The organism is Actinomyces ihuae (assembly GCF_001457875.1).
Lineage (GTDB): Bacteria > Actinomycetota > Actinomycetes > Actinomycetales > Actinomycetaceae > Pauljensenia > Pauljensenia radingae_A.
On sequence record NZ_CZPX01000004.1, the window covers coordinates 532,499 to 549,323 of the forward strand.

The window sequence follows — 16,825 nt, forward strand, 5'->3', positions numbered from 1 at the left end:
ACCGGCATCTGCGTGCTCGCCTGCTCCGGTTGTGGATACAATCCCAGCGATGAGTACTCATAGTGAACTAGGTCAGGAAAACCGGCGCGGGCCACTGCGCGAAGGCGATCGGGTGCAGGTACGCGACCCAAAGGGACGATTCCACACCATCACGCTGGTGGCGGGCGGACGCTTCCAAACCAATCGCGGGTGGCTCGATCACGACGCCGTGATCGGTCAGCCCGACGGCCAGGTGATCACCACGCCTGAAGGACGCTCATTTCAGGTGCTGCGACCCCTGCAAAGCGACTACGTCATGTCGATGCCGCGCGGCGCAACGGTGATCTACCCCAAAGACACCGGCACCATCATTCATATGGGGGACATTTTCCCCGGCGCACGCGTAGTGGAAGCAGGTGTGGGATCAGGTGCATTGACACTGGCACTGCTCAACGCGGTAGGCGAACACGGCCACCTCCACTCAGTGGAACGCCGCGAAGGCTTTGCGGACATTGCGCGCGCCAATGTGGATCTCTGGTTCGGCTCTCACCACCCCGCGTGGACCCTGGAAGTAGGCGAGGTGGCTGATGTGCTCAATCGATGCGAGGCGCATAGCGTGGATCGCATCGTCTTCGACATGCTGGCCCCGTGGGAAAACCTTCAAGCCGTGGAACACGCATTGAACTACGGAGGAGTATTGACGTGCTACGTCGCCACAGTGACCCAGATGTCCCGTCTGGTCGAAGACATCCGCGCATGCGAACGATTCACAGAGCCACTGGCGTGGGAAACGATGCAGCGCGAGTGGCATCTCGAAGGGCTGGCCGTGCGTCCCGAACACCGCATGGTGGCCCATACCGGCTTTCTGGTCACCACGCGTCTGCTGGCACCGCACACCCGTCCGCAAACCGCCCAACGCCGCCCCGCTCCGGCTGCTGAAGGACAGGGTGGAATGTGGGACGACGAGGATGGGTGGACACCCTCGTCAATCGGGCAGCGAGTGCCCAGTGACAAGAAAGTACGGCGAGTGCGTCGTGACGCAACTGCGCGCAGCGAACATTGGGTGGGAGAAACATTACAGACCACGGTTCGGAAGGATCTGGAGGAATCCCACTGATCGTCATAGTGTTGAATGACCACTAAAACTGACTCGCGAGGAGGGTACGAGTGAGCACGTCTGCCGACCAACAGACCGTTGACGCGTTGCGGCGATCTGTCGCTTCTTTGGAAGAGAAGAACGAACGCCTCTCACGTGCCCTGTCGACGGCCCGCGGACAGCTTGTCCAACTCAACGAGAAAATCCACCGCTCTCAGCAGCCTCCACACACATTCGTCTCAGTTCTCGCGGTCGATACCGCCGCGCGTCAGATCGATGCGATGGTGGGCACCAAACGCATGCGCCTGACCGTTGACTCCAGTGTTGACCTGTCAACGGTGGCCGTCGGACAGCTGGTACGCCTCAACGAGAACATGGTCGTGGTGGGTGTGGACCACTTCGAGCGCACCGGGACACTGACATCGGTGCTGGAAGTACTGGGCGCCGATCGCGTATTGGTGTCCCTGGAAGGCGGCGCGGAACAGGTTCTGACGCTGGCCGGACCACTGCGGCACGGAAGCGTACGGGCAGGCGATTCCGTCATGGCGAATCTGCGCGCCGGTCAGGCCATCGAACGCGTCACCCGCTCGGATGTCGAGCAGCTGCTCACCCCGCAGATCCCGGACGTCACCTACGATGACATCGGCGGACTGGATCAGCAGTTGGCCAGTGTGCGTGACTCGATCGAGATGCCGCTGCGTCACCCGCAGCTTTACCGCGATTACGGCTTGCGTCCGCCCAAAGGCATCCTGCTGTACGGGCCGCCAGGTTCGGGTAAAACACTCATTGCCAAAGCAGTGGCAAACGCCTTGTCGCAGACCGAATCAGGCGTGCGCGGCCACTTCCTGTCTATCAAGGGCCCCGAACTGCTCAACAAATTCGTGGGGGAGACGGAGCGCCAGATTCGGGCAATTTTCTCCCGTGCTCGTGCACTGGCGGCAACCGGGATCCCTGTTGTCGTGTTCTTCGATGAGATGGAAGCTCTGTTCCGCACGCGCGGCGCAGGTATCTCCTCTGACGTGGAAACCATGATTGTCCCGCAGCTTCTGGCTGAAATGGACGGAGTGGAAGCCCTCGACAATGTCATCATCATTGGCGCATCCAACCGAGCCGACATGATCGACCCTGCTGTACTGCGGCCCGGACGCCTCGACGTGCGTATACGCATCGACCGACCCGACCGGACGGGCGCGCGCGACATCTTCACGAAGTATCTGACCACGCACGTCCCGATTGCAGCGAGCGAGATTTCCCGCTATGGGAGCCACGAGGAGGCCCTCAATCAGATGATCGACGCCGCCGTGGAGCGTCTGTATGCACGCGATCAGTCCACTGCACTGTTCCACGCGACGCTGACCTCAGGCGCGCAGACGACGCTGTACCTGAGTGACATCGTTTCAGGCGCATTGATCGCCTCGAGCGTGGAGCGAGCCAAGAAACACGCTATCCGCGCCACGCTTGGCGGGAGCGAGCAGGGGCTGAGTCAGGAACACGTGCTGCGCGGCGTGGAAGAAGAGATGCGCGAATCAATGGAGCTGGCTGCTACGTCTTCGCCAGTGGACTGGGCACGCACCGTGGGAGTGCGTGATGATATTCAATCCGTGACCCCCATTCAAGGAGATCCACAATGAGCGTCCACCGCATCATGGGCACCGAAACAGAATTCGGTGTCTATCAGCCAGGCAACCCGTGGGCAAATGCGGTCGCACTGTCCACGCAGGCAGTCGCTGCAGGCGGACAGCTGTCGCGCGAGGGCGACCCTGTTGGATGGGATTACACGGGTGAGGATCCGCTCAATGATCTGCGCGGTATGCGCCTGTCCCGTGCCGCAGCCGACCCGTCACTGTTGACCGATGATCCCTACCACCTGGCACCGTCAGGGGGCGTGGAAGCGTTGGAACGCCCCAGTGACAGTGAGCGCGCACTGCCAACCCCGACGGTGGCGGTGCTGACCAACGGTGCGCGCCTGTACGTCGACCACGCACATCCGGAGTATTCCGCACCTGAAACCTCGTCACCGCGCGAAGCAGTGCTGTGGGACAGGGCCGGTGATGAGATTGCGCGCCGAATCATGGCACATATCGATGCCAGCTCGGAGGTGCCGCTCGTCCTGGTCAAGAACAATACCGACGGTAAAGGTGCGGCCTACGGCACTCATGAGAACTACCAGGTGGAGCGTTCAGTTGATCTGGATGACCTGATCCGCGGCCTCATCCCATTCATGGTGACGCGCCCCGTCACCTGTGGTTCGGGTCGGGTCGGGCTGGGTCAAAAGTCACAGGCTCCCGGCTTCCAGCTCTCGCAGCGCGCTGACTTCGTGGAAAACGAGGTCGGCCTGGAAACCACTTTCAATCGCCCGATCATCAATACGCGCGACGAACCTCATGCCAATCCCGCACGGTTCCGTCGCCTGCATGTCATCGGAGGCGATGCCAGCCTCTTCGACATCTCGGCCTACCTCAAGATGGGGACGACCTCGATTGTCCTGTGGGCCATTGAACAGGGCACGTCGATGCACTGGGATGGACTGAGCATTGACGATCCGGTGCAGGAAACATGGAACGTCAGTCACGACCCGACGCTGAGCCACAAAGTTCCGATCGCTGCCGGACGCGCACTGAATGCCGTTGATATTCAGCAGATCTACCTGGATCTGGTGCTCGAAACACTCGACGAGACTGGCCAGAATCCGGATGAGGACACACGCGACCTGCTTGACACCTGGCAGCGAGTCCTGGACGGTCTGCGCACCGACATGTTCTCGGTGGCCAGCGACGTTGAATGGGTGGCAAAATACCAGCTTTTCGATCGCCAGCGTGAGCGGCTGAACACCGACTGGGCCGACCCACGTCTGGCGGCAATGGATCTGCAATGGGCGGACCTGCGAGAAGAACGCTCCCTGGTGAGCCGCCTCGACCGTGCGGGACGAGTCCGCAGACTCTTCACACCTGACGACGTGATCCGTGCGGCCGATACGCCGCCGCAGTCAACCCGCGCCAGAGTACGCGGACACGCTGTTGCCTCGATGCCGAACGTCGTTCGGGCATCATGGACATCAGTGGTAGTCGACGACCCCGAACACAACCGCCTGGTCCGCATCTCACTGCCTGACGCATCTGATACCACAACCGACATCTCTGACCTTGTCTAAGGAGCATCCATGGTTCAGTCACACACACATTCACCTCACTCAGACCCGCTCGACGAGGACGACGCCCAGGCCGGGCAGGTTCAGGCGAACACCGATTCCCTCGATGACCTGCTGGATGACATCGACACCGTCCTGGAAGAAAACGCGCAAAGCTTCGTTCAGGGCTTCGTGCAGAAGGGCGGCCAATAAAGTGAGGCGCCGAGTCGTCGGAATCGAAACGGAATACGGGCTGACCGCAGCTTCTACCACCTCCGCGCCCTCACCAGTGGATGCGGATCAGGCGGCGCGGTACCTGTTCGCCCCGCTCATTGACCAGGGACGTTCCTCGAACCTGTTCCTGCGCAACGGCGGGCGCCTGTACCTCGACGTCGGCTCACACCCCGAATATGCGACAGCCGAATGCGACCTGCTGGAGGACCTCCTGGCCCAAAATCGTGCAGGTGACCTTCTACTGGCTGACCTCGCCTCTCGCGCAGACGAGCAGCTCCAGTCCGAGGGCGTCCCAGCCCGACTCCACCTGTTTCGCAACAACGTGGACTCCCAGGGAAACTCCTACGGCTGCCACGAGAACTATCTGCTGCACCGCCGACGTGACTTCAGAGAAGTCGCGGACGCCCTCGTCGCATTCTTCATCACCCGACAAATCGTCGTCGGAGCTGGACATATCCGCACCATTTCAGGACGCAGCACGTACGTCTTTTCCCAACGTGCAGACCAGATGTGGGACGCAGTTTCGGCAGCAACCACTCGTTCGCGCCCAATCATCAACACGCGCGACGAACCACTGGCAGATTCAGGCTCCTACCGGCGTATGCATGTGATCGTGGGGGATACGAACGTGTCCGAGCCGACAACCGCCCTGAAGGTCGGGGCAACCGAGCTGCTGCTGAGCGCGGTCGAAGATGGTGTGAAGCTGGCAGACCTGGCGCTGGCCGATCCCATGTCGGCTATTCGCTCCATCAACGCGGACCTGACGGGACAGGCACCTATCCCATTGGCCTCGGGAACATCCATGTCACCTGTGGCAATCCAGCGGGAAATCCGGCGCAGGATCCTCGACCACACGGACACCAGCGCCCTCGATCCCATGCACACCTACGTTCTGGACCTGTGGAAGCGTGGACTGGATGCGATCGAATCAGGAGACTGGTCCGGCGTCGAGACCGAACTGGATGTGGCAATCAAGCGCCGCCTGCTGCGCCAGTACTGTGAACGCCGCTCAGTGCCGCTGTCCGACACGCGCGTGGCGCGCCTGGAGCTCAGCTACCACGACATCACGGCGACAGGCCTGCGTGACCGCATGGAAGGCGGCGGATTGATGCGCCGGCTTATCGCGGCCGACCAGGTGTCAGGCGCAGTCACCACGCCTCCTGCCACAACGAGGGCGTCCCTGCGCGGCCGGATCATCGGTGCAGCACAGGACGCGCGCCGGGATCTGTCGGTCGACTGGGTGCACGTGCGGCTCGGAGATATTTCAGCCACACCACTGACACTCAATGACCCGCTCTCGAACGAGGATGCGCGAGTGGATGCGCTGATCGAGCACATTAACCAGTCAGCTCCTGACTTGCCGGCGTGATCACATGACACTGTCTTCGCGCAGAACGGTTGCCACAGTGACTGTGCTGGTGGTCGTCGTCCTCATCATGGTCGGGTGGTGGACCCTGGGGCGCAGCAGCTCACCTGACGTGGTGCAGAGCGCTGATGACGCACAGTCAGTGGGCAATCAGGTTGAAGTATTCGGTAACCACGGCGCCATACCGACTGTGACCATTCACGGTACCTTGACGGTGACGGCACCTTTCGTGAGAACGATTATCGAGGGGCAAGGACGGGAAATTACCGAGGGGTCGCCCGTGATCGCCGCGATCACACCGTTTGACGGAGACACGGGGGAAGTCATCACTGCCGACGGGCAGCCCGCGATCTTTACGGAGCGTGCAACGAGTGACGAACTGGATGCCACGCTGGTTCAGGCCCTGATCGGGTCTCGCGAAGGGACGCGCCTCCTGTTCGTCAGACCACTGACACCGGCGGCGGATAAGGACGGGGAGACACTTGCCGGAACGACCCCTGCGCAGCCGCGCATTGAAATTGACGTCGTCGATGTGATCTCCTCGACTGCTACTGGCACACCGATTGATCCCGAACCAACCCAGCCATTCAGCGTCGAATTCGCAGAAGATGGCTTCAAGGTCACTCACACGGGGGAGGCCCCCAGCCAGATCGTCATCGCCCCACATATCAAAGGCGACGGTCCTCAGGTCGGGCCCGATGACCGGGTCCTGGTGCAATACGTGATTGCGGGGTGGAACAATCCGGACAAGCGTCGATCAACGTGGAACGACGGAATGCCGGAACGGTTGGACATGGCGACCATCATGCCGGGCCTGCAGCAGGGGCTGGTCGATCAAAGAGTCGGCTCACGCCTGGCGATCACCATTCCTCCTGATCTGGCCGAAGGTGACGACACGCTGTGCGTCCTGGTCGATATCCTTGCCACCTACCCGCCGTCGTCATCCACTTCCTGAGCCGGTGTCAACCAAGTGCGTGCACATGGCTACGATGGAAGCATGTCAGTGACCTGCCGAATCATTCCATGCCTGGACGTCAACGCCGGACGCGTCGTTAAAGGTGTCAACTTCGCAGATTTGAAAGATGCGGGCGATCCTGTTGAGCGTGCCCGTCACTACAGCGACGAGGGCGCTGATGAAATCACTTTGCTGGACGTATCCGCCTCGACCGAGCAGCGCTCGACAATGCTCGATGTCGTCTCTGCCGCTGCGAGTCAGATTTTTGTGCCGCTCACTGTCGGTGGCGGTGTACGCAGTGTGGACGACGTGTCACGCCTGCTGGACTGCGGAGCCGACAAAGTTTCAGTCAATACGGCGGCGATCGCTGACCCGAGCCTGATCGAACGGGTCGCCTCACGCTATGGCGACCAGATCATCGTGCTGTCCCTGGACGCACGGCGCACGCCCGAGGGTGTCTCAACGACCTCCGGATTCGAAGTCACGACACACGGTGGAACGCGCTCAACCGGCATCGACGCGGTCGAGTGGGCAAACCGGGTCGCCGAACTGGGAGCAGGCGAAATCCTGTTGAACTCGATGGACGCAGACGGGGTTCAGGGCGGATTCGACCTGGAAATGCTCGGCGAGATTCGATCCACAGTGTCCATTCCTCTGATCGCTTCGGGCGGGGCCGGCACAACTGACGATTTCGTTCAGGCAGCTCAGGCAGGTGCGGACGCAGTTCTGGCTGCCTCAGTGTTCCACTTCGGTACCTTGACGATCACGCAGGTCAAGGATGCGATGGCGCGTGCCGGAATCGCGGTGCGACTGTGAACCGGTCGGCTGAGAACCTCGATCCGCGCATCGCGCATCGACTGAAGCGAAATGAGCAAGGTCTCGTGGCAGTCATCGTCCAGCAATACGACACTGACGAAGTTCTGATGCTGGCATGGATGGACGACGAAGCACTGCGACGCACACTGGAAAGCAGGCGTGCGACCTACTGGTCACGTTCCCGTCAGGAGTACTGGCGCAAAGGCGACACGTCAGGACACGTGCAGCACGTCAAGAGCATTCAGATTGACTGCGACGGGGATGCTCTGTTGATGAAAGTCGATCAGATCGGTGCTGCGTGCCATACGGGGACACATTCATGTTTTGAAGCGGGAGGAACAATTCAATGACACGTCACGCCACTGACCTGCCTCTGGGACAGATATGGCCATCGCGCGAAGAGTTCCATGAGCTGGCGGCCAACCGACGGCTCATTCCCGTGGCACGGAAAGTCCTGGCGCCCGATATTACACCGGTGGGCCTGTACCGCCACCTGTGCGGCTCGAAGCCGGGGACGTACCTGTTTGAATCAGCCGAACACGACGGCAGGTGGGGACGCTGGTCATTCATTGGAGTGGATTCCGCCTCGTCAGTGATCACCCGTGATGGCGTCACGTCCTGGCAGGGGGTGTGCCCGAGGGGCGCAATGGAGACCGGATCATTTCGCGAGGTGATGCACTCGGCTCTCGAGGTGCTGCGAGCTGATCCCATCGAAGGTCTGCCACCCTTGACGGGCGCTTTTGTCGGCTCGATTGGCTGGGCAATGGCCCGCGAATGGGAGCCGAGCATCACGATGTCGGCTCCGCGCGAGATGGACGTACCGGATGCATCGCTCATTTTGGCGCGCGACGTGGCTGCTATCGATCACAGTGACGGCTCACTGTGGCTGGTGTCGAATGCGTGGAACATGGATGGTACCGATGAACGAGTCGACTGGGCGTATGACGAAGCGTGCCGTCGAGTGGGCGACATGTGTCATCGCCTGGAATCCAGCATGAATCCAGCTGTATGGGTCAGTGCATCCCCCTCGTCGGATGATCTGGCGATCCAGCACCGCACACCGCAGGACGATTTTGAACAATCCGTCAGGGATGCGAAAGAGGCGATCGGGCGAGGCGACGCTTTCCAGATTGTGCTGTCGCAACGCATGGATGTGTCCACCCAGGCGGATGCGCTGGACGTGTACTCGGTGCTGCGCACCCTCAATCCTTCGCCGTATCTGTACCTGCTGCGCCTGCCCGATGGCGTGGGCGGTGACTTCGACGTGGTGGGTTCCTCGCCTGAAACACTGGTGCGTACGCAGGGACAGCGCGTGTGGACCTATCCGATTGCCGGGTCACGCCCACGCGGAGCGAACGGGAGCGAGGACCACGACCTGGCCGTAGACCTGCTGAAGGATCCGAAGGAGCTGGCCGAACACGCCATGCTGGTGGACCTGGCGCGCAACGACCTGTCGAGAGTCTGCAGGCCTGAATCGGTGGAAGTGTCTACGCTGATGGAAATCAAGCGCTACTCCCATATTCAACACATTTCCTCCACCGTTACGGGCATCGTGAACGAGGGGGTGGACGCGCTGGATTGCTTGGTGGCAACGTTCCCGGCCGGAACACTGTCAGGTGCGCCCAAGACGCGCGCCATTCAACTGATCGACGAGCTTGAACCGTGTGCGCGCGGCGTGTACGGGGGAGTGGTCGGCTATTTTGACCTGGGCGGCGACACAGATTTTGCGATCGCGATCCGCACGGCATGCCTGAAAGACGGCCGCGCCAGCGTGCAGGCGGGAGCTGGAATTGTGGCTGATTCGGTTGAACACACGGAGTATGTGGAGACCCGTAATAAAGCGGCCGCGGCACTGGCATCCGTACTGACCGCAGCGAAGCTGACGGGGGACCTGGACTGAGCCCATCATGTGAGCCAATTGGGGAAAACACCCTGACTTTGGTTAGCATCACAGTAGGCAACGGTGAGGAGGAGCGATGGCAACAGTCCTCGATGGGATCATCGCGGGAGTGCTGGAAGATCTGCGTGAGCGGGAAGCACGCGTGCCGATGGATGACATCAAGAAGCGTGCGCAACGCTGCGCCGACGCGAAGAACGCGGTGTCAGCACTGCGCAGCAGTGGTGCCGTCTCGCTGATCGCGGAGGTCAAGCGGTCCTCGCCCTCGAAGGGCGCGCTGGCGCATATCGACGATCCGGCAGCACTGGCCCACATCTACGAGGCGAACGGTGCGGCTGCAATCTCGGTGCTTACTGAACAGCGTCGCTTCTCGGGGTCACTGTCCGATCTTGACTCAGTGCGCGCAGCAGTCGATATCCCTGTGCTGCGCAAGGATTTCATTGTCACCCCGTATCAGGTCCATGAAGCGCGCGCTCACGGCGCTGACATTGTGCTGCTGATTGTTGCCGCACTTGAACAGCCGGCGTTGGTGTCGCTGCTGGAACGAACGGAATCACTGGGAATGACGGCGCTGGTCGAGGCGCATTCGCGTCTGGAAGTGCTGCGGGCGCTCGATGCCGGAGCGCGCGTCATTGGCGTGAACGCACGCGACCTGACCACCCTGGATGTCGATCCAACTGTTGTCGAGCAGGTGATCGATGTCATCCCGCCCGACGTGATCGCTGTAGCCGAATCCGGTGTGCGCGATCGCCACGACGTCATCCAGTACGCCAACTGGGGCGCTGATGCTGTGCTGGTCGGAGAAGCACTGGTAACGTCCGGTGATCCAGCGACCGCCGTCAGCGATATCGTCAGCGCCGGCCAGCATCCGGCACTGCTCACCGATAGAAAAGCTCGCGTGCGCATGGCACGCAATGAATCATCTGACGAGTAAGGAGGAGTCGGCATGTCGAGTACCGCATCGCCGCGCTCGGACGACCTGAGAGGCCCGTATTTTGGAGCCTTCGGTGGTCGTTTCGTGGCCGAATCGCTGATGGCTGCACTGGAAGAACTTGATGAAACGTGGCAGCGTCTGTGGCATGATGACGGTTTCCAGAAACGACTCCATGACCTGTTCGTCAACTATGCCGGACGCCCCTCATTGTTGACCGAAGCATCGCGCTTTGCTGCCGATCTGGGGGGAATCCGAGTCTTCCTCAAGCGCGAGGACCTTAACCATACCGGATCCCACAAGATCAACAACGTGCTGGGACAGGCGTTGCTCACACAGGAACTGGGCAAGACCCGTATCATCGCTGAGACCGGAGCCGGACAGCATGGCGTTGCCACCGCAACGGCCGCGGCGCTGCTGGGCCTGGACTGCACGATCTATATGGGCGCGGAAGACACCGAACGTCAGGCACTCAACGTAGCCCGCATGCAGATGCTCGGCGCGGAAGTCATTGGTGTGACTCAGGGGTCTCAAACGCTCAAGGACGCCATTAACGAAGCGTTCCGTGACTGGGTGACGAATGTGGAGACCACGAACTACATTTTCGGCACTGCTGCAGGTCCGCACCCGTTCCCCAGCCTCGTCCGTGACCTCCAACGCGTCATTGGTGACGAAGCCCGCGAGCAGATCCTGGAGCGCGAGGGGCGCCTGCCGGATGCCGTGACCGCGTGCGTGGGCGGTGGTTCAAATGCGATTGGATCCTTCACTGCTTTTATCGATGATGAGGACGTCGAGCTGATCGGATGTGAAGCCGGAGGCGACGGCATCGAGACCGGTCGCCACGCTGCATCGATTTCAGCGAACGAAGTCGGTGTTCTGCACGGTGCGCGCACATTCGTGCTGCAGGAACGCGACGGGCAGACCAAGGCCTCCCATTCGATTTCTGCGGGCCTGGACTACCCGGGTGTGGGACCCGAACATGCATGGCTGGCCCGTTCCGGACGAGCACGCTACATTGCGATTGACGACACGCACGCCATGGACGCATTCGTGCGCCTGTGTCGCACCGAAGGTATCATTCCCGCCATCGAATCGGCACACGCACTTGCAGGGGCAATTCAGTGGGCCCACGAGCGACTCGAAGCAGGACCGATCGAAAAAGGCAAGGAACCCATTATCGTGGTGTGCCTGTCTGGGCGCGGCGATAAGGACGTGACAACCGCTTCGAAGTGGTTCGGCCTGGGTGAACCCACATACCAGAACATTGATCCGAGCAGGGAGGCCGACAAATGATGCACAGCGCAGATGCGATTGATCGCGCCAATAATGCCGGGCACGCCGCCCTGATCGGATATTTGCCCGTCGGTTTCCCCACTGTGGAAGACTCGGTGCGTGCAGCGAAAGTGCTGGCAGATAACGGCGTTGATGTCCTTGAATTTGGTTTCCCGTATTCCGACCCTGGGATGGATGGCCCCACGATCCAGCGCGCAACCGTGGCCGCCCTCGAACATGGAACACACCTGGAGGACCTGCTGGAAGCGACCAGGGAAGTCGTGGACTATGGTCTGACCACCGTGTGCATGACGTACTGGAACCCGGTCGAATGGTACGGCGTGAACCATTTTGCCCGTGACTTTGCCCAAGCCGGCGGATCAGGCCTGATCACGCCGGACCTGCCACCCGACGAAGGCGAGCAATGGGAAAATGCAGCTCGCGAAAATGACCTGGAATGCATCTACCTGGTGGCACCGTCGTCAACTCGCACGCGTTTGGAACTAATCAGTTCCCACGCACGCGGATGGGTGTACGCCGCGTCAACGATGGGCGTGACAGGGGCGCGATCCTCGGTCGACACTCACGCGCGCGAACTGGTCGCACGCACGCGTGAAGCCGGTGCCGAACGCGTGTGTGTGGGTCTGGGCGTTTCCAGCGGCACGCAGGCACATGAAATAGGCTCCTACGCCGATGGCGTTATTGTGGGTTCTGCACTTGTGCGCACACTTTTTGACGAGGACAGGGAACAGGCTTTCGAAGCGCTCGGAACTCTGGCCCGTGAACTCAGTGATGGCGTTAAGAACTCACGAACTGTCTAACCGGAAGGCGCGGTGACGATGAACGATCTGACTGTGGCAAGCTCACTGATTGGCTCAGCGATACCGTCTCCGCCGCAGGGAGCGTGGAACATTGGTCCACTGACCATCCATATGTACGGCATCCTCATTATGGTGGGGATGGTCGCTGCAGTGTGGATCACCGGCCGGCGGTACGAGCGGCGCGGTGGCGTGGCCGACTTCATGTACGAAATTGCGTTGTGGGCGATCCCGCTGGGAATCATCGGAGCGCGAATCTACCACGTGGTGTCCTCACCTGATGCCTACTTCGGCCCCAACGGCAATCCCATTGACGCGTTCAAAATCTGGAATGGCGGTCTTGGAATCTGGGGCGGCGTAGCTCTGGGCGCTGTTGGTGCCTACATTGCGCTGCGACGCGCCGGCCAACGAATGGGACCTCTGGCTGACTCCATTGCACCGGCCCTCCTGGTGGCACAGGCAATAGGCCGGTGGGGGAATTGGTTTAACCAGGAACTGTTCGGCGCGCCGACGACACTACCGTGGGGGCTGCAGGTCGACGCGGCTCACATGCCTGTCCAGTATGCCGCCGGCACGCTCTTTCACCCGACATTTCTCTATGAATGCCTGTGGAATTTGGTTATTGCCGCACTGATCGTGTGGGTGGATCGGCGCGCACGGTTCGCTTCAGGTCAGGTCTTCGGGCTGTATCTGATGGGATACACGCTCGGGCGTGTGTGGATCGAGATGCTCCGCGTTGACGAAGCGCAGCACATTCTGGGGCTGCGTCTGAACGTGTGGACATCGATCGCGGTCTTCCTCGCGGGCCTGGCCGTTTTCTGCGTGGCAGGACGCCTCGGCAGGTCAACGACTGTCAGCGAAGACGAGCATGAGCACCTGCGGGCACACCTGGGCCTCGACAAGTCGGATGGCGCAGATAATGAAGCCGACGAATCTTTAGATGAAGAGGATGTATCGAAACTCGCGGACGAATCGGGCAGCGCGCAGGGCGCGAAAAACGTCTTTGAAAGCGTCGAAGCCGGTGAGGGTTCCCCTGAATCGAGATCGGCACTGTAGAGTAAGAGTATGCGTCGAGCAAAAATCGTGTGTACGTTAGGCCCAGCCACTGAATCTGCCGAACAAGTACAGGCACTCGTGGACGCGGGCATGGATGTGGCCCGTATCAACTGCTCACACGGAACTCACGAAGGACACGAACGTGTCATTGAGCGTGTGCGTCGTGCAGCGATGACGTCGGGCCGGGCCGTAGCTGTTCTTGCGGACCTCCAGGGCCCGAAGATTCGTCTGCAGACATTCAAGGACGGCCCGCAGTTCCTTGAGATGGGAGACACCTTCACGATCACGACTGAAGATGTCGAGGGCACCAAGGAACGCGTCGGCACGACGTTCAAAGGCCTGCCGGGGGATTGTCGTCCTGGTGACCGTCTCCTGATCGACGATGGAAACGTCGCCGTGCGTGTCATGAAAGTAACGGACACCGACGTAACCACCAAGGTAGAGGTCCCCGGATTTGTGTCCGATCACAAGGGCCTGAACCTTCCGGGTGTTGCGGTGTCAGTGCCGGCGCTGTCGGAAAAGGACCGCGATGACCTGCGGTGGGCACTGAGGATCGGTGCGGACTTTATTGCGTTGTCCTTTGTGCGCAACGCCCGCGACATTGACGAAGTGCACGCGATCATGGACGAGGAAGGCCGCAGGCGCCCTGTCATCGCGAAGATTGAAAAGCCGCAGGCGGTTGAGGTGCTCGAGGAGGTCGTCGACGCCTTCGATGGCATCATGGTGGCGCGCGGTGACCTGGGTGTGGAGATGCCGCTTGAAGCTGTGCCGCTGGTTCAAAAGCGCGCCATTGAGTTGGCACGCCGGGCAGCCAAGCCGGTTATCGTTGCGACCCAGGTACTGGAGTCGATGATCAAGAACCCGCGTCCGACCAGGGCTGAGGCATCGGACTGTGCGAACGCGATCCTTGACGGTGCTGATGCCGTCATGCTGTCGGGTGAAACGTCGATTGGTCAGTATCCGATCGAGGCTGTACGCACGATGGCACGCATTGTGGAGAACATCGAAGAAAACGGTGGTGAGCGCATCGCGCCGTTGGGTGGTTTCATCGCAGACCGCTCGGCCGTGATCTCCCAGGCCGCCGTGTCAGTGGGAGAGAAGCTCGATACGAAGTTCCTGGTGACCTTCACGCAGGCAGGAATGACGGCGCGCTATATGGCGCGTCTGCGTAGCCCTATCCCAATGCTGGCTTTCACGCCGCTCGAAGAGACACGCAGGCAGTTGGCACTGACGTGGGGAGTGCAGACCTACCGTGTGCCCTCGGTGATGCACACCGATGACATGGTCTGGCAGGTCGATCAAATCTCACAGACAGCCGGGCTGTGTAAGCAGGGTGACCAGCTGGTCATCGTGGCCGGTATGCCGCCGGGCGTGTCGGGCTCGTCGAACCTGATTCGTGTTCACTCAGTGGGTGACGATATTGATTACTCCATTGGTGGCCGAGTCGGAATGCTGGGCAGACAGTAGATGATCGCGTCGAGCCGTCAGCATCAACGGCGATGCTGCGGGGAGGACGTTTTCTCTAACGGCCGCCGAGGCTTATTCTCACGCGACCCGATGATGTGTTATCGTTGACGTGGATGCAAACTGTCAACCTGGTGTTGAGAGTTGCGCTGATATGACTTCACACTTTCCACCTGATGAGGGGTGGGCGAGTGTGATTGAGAACTGAATGCCTGACGGGGCGGCCTGTGCGCAAAGAGTACATACCCCGTTATGGCGTGAGGAAGAAGAAGAGGATAGAAATATGACAATTGAAGATCGCAATGCAAAGACCGTGTCAGTCCATGACCGGAATTCGGATCGGCAGGCAAACAACGTTCTGCTTGATCAACTTTCCAATGCGGTACGCCCGTGGTTTGCTGATTTCACGAACGGCGACGTACGTCGCGCCATCGAGGCTCTGCGTGTGCCTGCCAGCCGCATCGCTGCAGCAGACTTTCTGGGTCTTGAACTCATTGAAGCTGCATAAGGGAAAGCTACCACAGACGCAGTGTTGGGGGTCGGCCACATGTGGCCGACCCCCAACACTATCCCATCAACACAGTGCGAGTCCTTCGAAAACAGAGCCCCTTCCTTCAGATCCCCGAGCGTAACGGCCAGTCGCACCAGCACGTGTCGTGCTTCATGTTCTGTCCGGCTCGGATAGCTTGAGCATAAGAAACGATTCTTGGGAGATACTTCATTCCACCTGTCAGTTTGCTGGGAATGAGACCAGGCGCAGCGGTTGTGTTCCATTGGTCCACGGCGCTGCCCTGCTTCTCGGCCGTATCGAGTGAGATCTTTCTTGCTTCGGGGGTGAAAAGACATTCACATTGTCGTAGCCTGCTGCAAAACTTTTTCCATCCCATTACGAGCGGATACTGCAGTGAAACACAGCTCAGAAGGGTGATTCCAACTGGTGTGATAAACGCACCCCAAACGCCCTCGTCGAGGGAGTTTTCAGCCGAATAATGCCGAATACTTCTGTACCCCGGGTGGGATTCGAACCCACAACAAGCCGGGTTTGAGCCGACCGCCTCTGCCAATTGGGCTACCAGGGCACACGCGAACGTGCTCATCAAGGATAAGATATTTATTGATCAGACACCAATTGAAGGAATTTCAGATGAGCACAGACGAAAACAAGCCGCGAAAAGTGTTAGTAGCTGAAGACGAATCCCTGATCCGCCTTGATATTGTCGAGACGCTGACCGCAGCAGGTTTCGACGTCGTCGCAGAGGCAAGTGACGGAGAAGAGGCTGTTCGGCTGGCACTGGAGCCCGACAACGAGGATGACACTCCTGATCTGTGTGTGATGGATGTCAAGATGCCCAAAATGGATGGCATCACAGCTGCAGAGAAGATTCTGCGAGAGCTCTCCTGCGCTGTTGTCATGCTGACTGCCTTTTCACAAAAAGAACTGGTCGAACGTGCGCGCGACGCAGGAGCTATGGCGTACGTCGTGAAGCCTTTCAGCCCTGCCGACCTGATTCCCGCAGTTGAAATCGCCCTGTCCCGTCACCGTGAAATCGAGTCACTGGAAGAAGAAATCTCCGACATGTCGGAGCGTTTCGAGACGCGCAAGCGCGTTGACCGCGCCAAGGGACTCCTGATGGAAAAGATGGACATGACTGAGCCTGAGGCGTTCCGATGGATCCAGAAGACGTCCATGGATCGTCGCCTGTCCATGCGTGAGGTCGCAGACGCAGTGATCGATCAGGTGGATGACTGAGACTGCTTGAGATATGTGTATGCGGGTCTTGCACGAAGTTGCAAGACCCGCATTGTTGAGTGAG

Annotated in this window: 16 protein-coding genes and 1 tRNA gene; 16 read left to right on the forward strand and 1 reads right to left on the reverse strand. The window is 60.1% G+C overall.

The features are described from left to right. The first annotated feature begins 49 nt into the window (after positions 1 to 49). From BN3002_RS03595 to BN3002_RS03665, 15 genes are all read left to right on the forward strand, one after another. Entirely contained in the window at positions 50 to 1,096 is a 1,047-nt protein-coding gene (locus BN3002_RS03595) for a tRNA (adenine-N1)-methyltransferase (protein ID WP_058236628.1), read from the forward strand. 50 nt (positions 1,097 to 1,146) lie between these two features. Next, positions 1,147 to 2,706, forward strand: coding sequence for a proteasome ATPase (arc, locus tag BN3002_RS03600; protein ID WP_058236629.1), 1,560 nt, complete (start codon positions 1,147 to 1,149; stop codon positions 2,704 to 2,706). After that, on the forward strand, positions 2,703 to 4,226 hold the full coding sequence (gene dop, locus BN3002_RS03605; RefSeq protein ID WP_058236630.1) for a depupylase/deamidase Dop: 1,524 nt from the start codon (positions 2,703 to 2,705) through the stop codon (positions 4,224 to 4,226). Before arc ends, dop begins: the two co-directional genes overlap by 4 nt. Positions 4,227 to 4,235: 9 nt before the next feature. Further along, entirely contained in the window at positions 4,236 to 4,415 is a 180-nt protein-coding gene (locus tag BN3002_RS03610; RefSeq protein ID WP_058236631.1) for a ubiquitin-like protein Pup, read from the forward strand. Position 4,416: 1 nt separating this feature from the next. Continuing rightward, entirely contained in the window at positions 4,417 to 5,805 is a 1,389-nt protein-coding gene (gene pafA / locus BN3002_RS03615; RefSeq protein ID WP_058236632.1) for a Pup--protein ligase, read from the forward strand. A 4-nt stretch (positions 5,806 to 5,809) separates the two neighbouring features. Further along, the gene (locus tag BN3002_RS03620) at positions 5,810 to 6,757 is read left to right on the forward strand and encodes an FKBP-type peptidyl-prolyl cis-trans isomerase (protein WP_058236633.1); all 948 of its coding nucleotides are present in this window, start codon (positions 5,810 to 5,812) and stop codon (positions 6,755 to 6,757) included. Positions 6,758 to 6,799: 42 nt separating this feature from the next. Further along, positions 6,800 to 7,573, forward strand: coding sequence for an imidazole glycerol phosphate synthase subunit HisF (gene hisF, locus BN3002_RS03625; RefSeq protein ID WP_058236634.1), 774 nt, complete (start codon positions 6,800 to 6,802; stop codon positions 7,571 to 7,573). Next, positions 7,570 to 7,923 (forward strand): phosphoribosyl-AMP cyclohydrolase, encoded by a 354-nt coding sequence (gene hisI / locus BN3002_RS03630; RefSeq protein ID WP_058236635.1) that lies wholly within the window; start codon positions 7,570 to 7,572, stop codon positions 7,921 to 7,923. Before hisF ends, hisI begins: the two co-directional genes overlap by 4 nt. Then, positions 7,920 to 9,473 carry a chorismate-binding protein gene (locus BN3002_RS03635; protein WP_058236636.1) on the forward strand — a complete coding sequence of 518 codons (1,554 nt, stop codon included), beginning with the start codon at positions 7,920 to 7,922 and terminating at the stop codon, positions 9,471 to 9,473. Before hisI ends, BN3002_RS03635 begins: the two co-directional genes overlap by 4 nt. Before the next feature lie 76 nt (positions 9,474 to 9,549). Next, a complete protein-coding gene (gene trpC, locus BN3002_RS03640) occupies positions 9,550 to 10,404 on the forward strand; it encodes an indole-3-glycerol phosphate synthase TrpC (RefSeq protein ID WP_058236637.1) in 855 nt (284 codons plus the stop codon). Positions 10,405 to 10,416: 12 nt separating this feature from the next. After that, positions 10,417 to 11,694, forward strand: a complete 1,278-nt coding sequence (trpB, locus tag BN3002_RS03645; protein ID WP_058236638.1) for a tryptophan synthase subunit beta — start codon at positions 10,417 to 10,419, stop codon at positions 11,692 to 11,694. Then, positions 11,691 to 12,494: a tryptophan synthase subunit alpha gene (gene trpA, locus BN3002_RS03650; RefSeq protein ID WP_058236639.1), complete on the forward strand. Its 804-nt coding sequence runs from the start codon at positions 11,691 to 11,693 to the stop codon at positions 12,492 to 12,494. Before trpB ends, trpA begins: the two co-directional genes overlap by 4 nt. Before the next feature lie 18 nt (positions 12,495 to 12,512). Then, positions 12,513 to 13,547, forward strand: a complete 1,035-nt coding sequence (gene lgt, locus BN3002_RS03655; protein WP_058236640.1) for a prolipoprotein diacylglyceryl transferase — start codon at positions 12,513 to 12,515, stop codon at positions 13,545 to 13,547. Positions 13,548 to 13,556: 9 nt separating this feature from the next. Continuing rightward, complete coding sequence (pyk, locus tag BN3002_RS03660) at positions 13,557 to 15,014, forward strand: pyruvate kinase (RefSeq protein WP_058236641.1); 1,458 nt, start codon at positions 13,557 to 13,559, stop codon at positions 15,012 to 15,014. 280 nt (positions 15,015 to 15,294) lie between these two features. Next, positions 15,295 to 15,519 (forward strand): hypothetical protein, encoded by a 225-nt coding sequence (locus tag BN3002_RS03665; RefSeq protein WP_058236642.1) that lies wholly within the window; start codon positions 15,295 to 15,297, stop codon positions 15,517 to 15,519. Positions 15,520 to 16,016: 497 nt separating this feature from the next. Here BN3002_RS03665 and BN3002_RS03670 read toward each other — a convergent pair. Next, a tRNA-Leu gene (locus BN3002_RS03670) sits at positions 16,017 to 16,090 on the reverse strand. Positions 16,091 to 16,155: 65 nt separating this feature from the next. Here BN3002_RS03670 and BN3002_RS03675 point away from each other — a divergent pair. Next, the gene (locus BN3002_RS03675; protein ID WP_058236643.1) at positions 16,156 to 16,761 is read left to right on the forward strand and encodes an ANTAR domain-containing response regulator; all 606 of its coding nucleotides are present in this window, start codon (positions 16,156 to 16,158) and stop codon (positions 16,759 to 16,761) included. Positions 16,762 to 16,825: the final 64 nt, after the last annotated feature.